This window comes from Streptomyces hygroscopicus subsp. hygroscopicus (assembly GCF_001553455.1).
In the GTDB taxonomy this organism is placed as follows: domain Bacteria; phylum Actinomycetota; class Actinomycetes; order Streptomycetales; family Streptomycetaceae; genus Streptomyces; species Streptomyces hygroscopicus.
In genome coordinates this window covers 1-4,657 of the sequence record NZ_BBOX01000549.1, presented here as the reverse complement: position 1 = coordinate 4,657, position 4,657 = coordinate 1, and the positions used below count along the sequence as shown (strand labels likewise).

1 protein-coding gene is annotated in these 4,657 nt (G+C 70.6%); it reads left to right on the top strand.

Annotated elements, in window-relative coordinates:
* Window positions 1–4,657: condensation domain-containing protein (locus AXW62_RS38490; protein WP_159061071.1), on the top strand; the 4,657-nt coding region annotated here is incomplete at both ends.

Sequence of the window (4,657 nt, the reverse complement as noted above, 5' to 3'; positions counted from 1 at the left end):
CGGCGTACCCGGCGAGCTGTACCTCGCCGGTGCCGGCGTCGCCCGCGGCTACCTCGGCCGACCCGGCCTCACCGCATCACGCTTCATCGCCAACCCGTTCGCCCCGGACGGCGCGGGCGCCCGGATGTACCGGACCGGAGACATGGTCCGCTGGCGCACGGACGGCCAGCTGGAATACCTCGGACGCGCCGACGACCAGGTCAAGATCCGCGGCTTCCGCATCGAACCCGACGAGATCGCCTCCGTCCTCACCCACCACCCCACCGTGGCCCAAGCGGTCGTCATCGCCCACGAGGACCGCCCCGGCCACAAACAGCTCGTCGCCTACGTGGTCCCGGCTGATGACGAACGCCCCGACCCGGCCACACTCCGCACACACGTGGCGGGGAGGCTGCCGGAGTACCTGGTGCCCGCGGCCGTGATGGTGCTGGACGAGCTGCCGTTGACCGTCAACGGCAAGCTCGACCGCGGTGCACTGCCCGCACCCGAGTTCTCGACGGCCGAACGCCCCGAAGCGCCCAGGACGACGACGGAGCACACGCTGTGCACGCTGTTCGCCGAGGTCCTCGGTCTTGCCGAGGTGGGGACGAATCAGAGCTTCTTCGATCTCGGCGGGGACAGCATCACGTCGATCCAGCTCATCAGCCGGGCGCGGGCGGCCGGCGTGCTGATCAAGCCGCGTGATGTGTTCCTCCACAAGACCCCGGGCGCTCTGGCGGCTGTCGCGCGGACCGCGGACAGTCCTGTGCCCTCGGCCGAGGATGTCGGCACGGGCCCCGTGACGGTGACGCCGATCATCGCGTGGTTGTCGAAGGTGCGGGGTCCTGTCGACCGGTTCTGCCAGGCGATGACCATCGCCACGCCCGCGGGGCTCGACACCGGCGCGCTGGAACGGCTGCTGCAGGGCGTGCTCGACCACCATGACGTCCTGCGGCTGCGCGTCGCCGAGGGGGAGGACGGCGCCTGGACGCTGACCGCACAGCCGGCCGGATCCGTGAGCGCTGAGCGGTGTCTGGAGCGTGTCGACGCCTCCGATGTGGCGGACGACGACCTCGAGGCCCTGATCACCACCGGGTTCGAGGCGGCCTCCGGTCGACTCGACCTCACGGCGGGCATGCTGGTGCGGGCCGTCTGGTTCGACCGGGGACCTCACCGCTCCGGCACCCTGCTGCTGGTCATCCATCATCTGGCGATCGACGGTGTGTCGTGGCGTGTCCTGCTGTCGGACCTCGCCACCGGCTGGGCAGCGGTCAGCGAAGGCGCCACGGTCCGGCTGCCCGCTGGGGGAACATCCTTCCGCAGCTGGGCGGCCGTCCTGGCCGCGGAGGCGAGCGCGCCCTCCCGGGTGGCCGAACTGCCCCGGTGGAAGAAGGTCCTCGACGACGCCCGGCCGCTCCTGGCGAGCGGTCCCCTCGACCCTGCCACGGATGTGCACGGCACCGCGGGCAGCCTCACGCTGCGCCTCGACCCGGCCGGCACCGGCCCGTTGCTGGGAGCGGTGCCCGCGGCGTTCCACGCCGGTGTCCAGGACGTTCTCCTCGCCGCCTTCGGCCTGGCCGTCATCGAATGGGGCCGTCGCCGTGGCCGTACCCCTGGTTTCGTCGGCGTCGAGGTCGAAGGACACGGGCGGGACGAGACACTGGCGCCCGGTATCGACCTGTCCCGCACACTGGGCTGGTTCACCACCCAGTACCCGGTATGTCTCGACAGCGCTTCGCTGACCTGGGGCGACATCCTCGCCGCCGGAGAATCCCTCAGTCGTGGCGTCAAGCACATCAAGGAACAGCTGCGTGCCGTGCCCGACGGTATCGGCTACGGTCTCCTGCGCCACCTCAACCCGGACACGGGTGCGGAGCTGTCCGCGGCCCGGCAACCCGACATCGGGTTCAACTACCTGGGCCGGGTGCCCTCCTCGGCCGACTCCAGCCCGTGGAGCCCCGTCGCCCGGGGGGACCGCGGAGCCCTGTTCGGCGGCGGGCAGGCCGATATGCCGCTGCAGCACCTTCTCGATCTGAACGCGATCACCTACGACACCGCCCAGGGACCGCAGCTGGTGGCGACGTGGACCTGGGCCGGCGGCCATCTCTCCGAGGGCGAGGTCCGCGACCTGGGCGACCTGTGGTTCACAGCGCTACGGTCCATCGCCCTGTGCGTTGACCGGGTCGGCGGCGGCCTGACGCCGTCGGATGTCCCGCTGCTGTCCCTCACCCAGGAGCAGATCGACAACCTGGCGGAGTCGTACGCGACCGAGGCCCGCGAACCGCGGAGCCCGTCCGGGGCGATCACCGATATACTCCCGGTCACCCCGCTCCAGGAGGGCTTGCTCTACCACGCTCAGTACGACGAGTCCGAGCAGGACGTGTACACCGTTCAGCTGGATTTGGAACTGGCAGGTCCGCTCGACCCCGTGCGGCTCCGCAGGTCCGCGGAGGCGCTGGTCGAACGCCATGAGAGTCTGCGCGCACGGTTCAGGTACGCCGGGCTCGAACAGCCGGTGCAGATCATCCCGCGCCGGACCGTCCTGCCCTGGCGGCAGGTCGATCTGTCGGGCACGGACAGTGGTGAGCGGCACGATGAACTGTCCCGGCTCATCGCCGAGGACAAGTCCCGCAGGTTCCACCTCGGGGTCGGGCCGCTCATCCGCGCCACGCTGATCACGCTGTCACCGCGCCGGCACCGGCTGCTGCTCACCAGCCACCATGTGATCCTGGACGGCTGGTCGTTCCCCGTCCTGCTCCGCGAGCTGTTCGACATCTACGCGGCACACGCGGACACCAGCGCCCTTCCCCCGGTGACGCCTTACCGCACCTTCCTCGCCTGGCAGGCGGGGCAGGACCGGGACGCAGCCGAAGCGGCGTGGCGTGCGGCGCTCGCCGGGGTGGACGAGCCCACCTACCTGGGCTCGGAGGCCCCGGCCGGCACCTCCGAGCGTGACGTCGTCGAGCTTCACCTACCCGAGTCGGTGACCGCCGGCCTCGAGAGCGTCGCGCAGCGACTCGGCATCACCCTCAGCACTCTCGTCCAGGGGGTCTGGGGAGTGCTGATGGGACAGCTGACGGGACGCGAGGACGTCGTCTTCGGGACGACGGTGTCAGGGCGCCCGGCGCAGCTTCCCGGTGTCGAGACCATGGTCGGGCTGTTCATCAACACCCTGCCGGTCAGGGTGCGGTGCGAGGCGGCCACACCGGTGTCCTCGCTGCTGACGCGGCTGCAACGGGACCAGCACCAGGTACTCGACCACCAGCACACGGGGCTGAGTGACATCCACCGTCTGGTGGGCCAGAGCGCACTCTTCGACACCCTGCTCGTCGTCGAGAACTATCCGTTCGACTCGATGGCTCTCAGCCTTCCCGGCACCGATCTTTCGATCACTGACATGCGGGGCGACGACGCGACGCACTACCCGATGTCCGTCGTCGTCATCCCTGGGACGTCCATGCGGTTCCGTCTCGGGTTCCGGTCGGATGTGTTCGACCGGGCGACGGTGACGTCGTGGGCGGGTCGGCTGGAGCGGCTGCTGGAGGCGGTCACGGCGGATCCGGACCGCCGGGTCGGCACGATCGACCTGCTGGAACCCGCCGAGCGTCAGCGGGTGCTGGTGGACTGGAACACCCCCACGGAGCCCGATACGCGTAACGCGGCGGTGTCCATTCCCGAGCAGTTCGCGCGGCAGGTGGCGCGGGTGCCCGAGGCCACCGCCGTGGTCTCCGGTGACCGCACGCTGACCTACGCGGAGCTGGACGCGGCGTCCAACCGGCTGGCGCGGCTGCTCATCGCCGAGGGCGCCGGGCCCGAACGCATCGTCGCTCTGGCCCTGCCCCGGTCCATCGACCTGGTCGTGGCCGTACTCGCCGTCCTCAAGACCGGCGCCGCCTACCTGCCCATCGACCCCGAGTATCCGGCCGAGCGCGTGGAGTTCATGCTCCGGGACGCCACTCCGGCCCTGGCCGTGACCACCACCGCCCTGCGTCCGGTCTTCCACGACCAGTCACTGACCACCGTGGCATACGACGCGCCCGGAACCACACGGCGCCTGGCCGAACAGAGCCCGGCGGCCCTCACCGACGCCGACCGGACACACCACCTGACCCCGCTCAACCAGGCGTACGTCATCTACACCTCCGGTTCCACCGGCACCCCCAAGGGCGTCGCCGTCTCCCACGGCAACGTGGTTGACCTCGCGACCGACCCGCGCTTCGCGAACGGCTGCCATGAGCGTGTCCTGGTGCACTCGCCCACCACGTTCGACGCCTCCACCTACGAGTTGTACGCCCCCTTGCTGGGCGGCCGTACAGCCGTGCTGGCACCTGCTCAGCGGCTGGAGCCCGCCGCGATCGAGCGGCTGGTGGCCCGTCACGGTGTAACGGCCATGTGGCTCACGGCCGGACTCTTCCAGGCCATCGCGGAGGCGGCACCGGAGAGCCTCGCCCAGCTCAGGGAGGTGTGGACCGGCGGCGACATCGTGCCCGCCGACGCGGTACGACGGGTACGGAGCGCCTGCCCGCGACTCACCGTTGTCGACGGATACGGCCCCACCGAGACCACGACCTTCGCCACCAGCCACCGCATCGCCGCCGCCGACCGACTGGACCACAGCATTCCCATCGGACGACCGATGGCGGGCAGCACGGTGTACGTGCTGGACACCGGTCTGCGG